Source organism: Parahaliea aestuarii, assembly GCF_008064635.1.
GTDB lineage: Bacteria > Pseudomonadota > Gammaproteobacteria > Pseudomonadales > Halieaceae > Parahaliea > Parahaliea aestuarii.
This window is the reverse complement of the sequence record NZ_VRYZ01000021.1, coordinates 1-1,229: the sequence shown is the minus strand read 5'-3', so window position 1 is coordinate 1,229 and position 1,229 is coordinate 1. Positions and strand designations below refer to the sequence as shown.

Here is a 1,229-nt window from a genome sequence, read left to right as displayed (position 1 = left end):
TGAATCGCCACCAGTTCCTTAGACACTTTCCAGCCGCTTTTGGTGACGCCGCTCATACTCTACCGGCGATAGCTGCTCATTAGAACTGTGACGCCGCCGTTCGTTGTAGAACAGCTCGATATAGTCAAAAATTTCCGCCCGTGCTTCGTCACGGTTGTTATAGATTTTCCGCTTCACCCGCTCGCGCTTCAGCAGTTGGAAGAAACTCTCTACAACAGCATTGTCGTGGCAGTTACCCCGACGACTCATACTGCCTTCCAGCCCATGAGCTCGCAGGAATGAAGTCCAATCCTGGCTGGTGTATTGGCTTCCCTGATCCGAGTGCACCATCACCTTTCCTGTAGGCTTGCGACGCCAGACCGCCATGAGAAGTGCATCCAGTACCAATTCACTGGTGATTCGAGACTGCATCGACCAGCCGATCACCCGGCGAGAGAAGAGATCCAGCACTACCGCAAGGTACAGCCACCCTTCGTGCGTTCGGATGTGGGTAATGTCTGTGGCCCAGAACTCATTGGGGGATTCGGGATTGAACTGCCGGTTGAGCCGATTCGGTGAAGCCGCATGAACCTTGCCGGCCTTGTGGCGTGGCTTGCGATAGCCTACTTGAGCTCGAATACCAGCGCCGCGCATGAGCCTATATACGCGATTCGGGCCACAGGACTCGCCATGCTCACGCATGTCTCTATGGATCTTCCGGTATCCATATACAGCGCCGGACTCTAACCAGAACTGCTTGATCAGCCCCGACAGGCGCTCGTCAGCCTGTGCGCGTCGAGACTTGGGGGAGCGCAGCCAAGCGTAATAACCACTGGGGTGAACGTCCAGCAGGGTGCAAAGACCGCGGACCGGCCACTGCACCTGATGTTCACGGATGAAGGCGTACCTCACTCTGACACTTTGGCGAAGTACGCCGCGGCTTTTTTTAATATGTCCCGCTCCTCGGTGACGCGCTTCAGTTCCTTTTGTAGTCGACGTATCTCGGCCTGATCTTCGGTCTTGGCCTGGTATTCTTTGGCCTGTGGACCATATTTCTTCAACCACACGTAGAGACTGTGAGTCGTAACGCCCAGCCCTTCCGCCACCTGGGCGACACTTCGCCCCCGGTCAGTGACCTGCCGAACTGCTTCGACTTTGAATTCTTCGGGATAACGCTTGCTGCTCATATGCACCTCTCTGGTAGCCATTGTGTATGGCTGAAAGGTGTCTAGCAAACTGGTGGCGATTCA

The 1,229-nt window shown here is 55.4% G+C and carries 1 protein-coding gene; it reads right to left on the bottom strand.

Annotated elements, in window-relative coordinates; genetic code table 11:
- Positions 1-18: 18 nt before the first annotated feature.
- Positions 19-1,166 (bottom strand): IS3 family transposase gene (locus FVW59_RS19510; RefSeq protein ID WP_148066051.1). Its coding sequence is split into 2 segments (ribosomal slippage): positions 19-929 and positions 929-1,166, totalling 1,149 coding nucleotides; the frame shifts between segments, so codons are not numbered across the junction.
- Between the last annotated feature and the right edge of the window lie 63 nt (positions 1,167-1,229).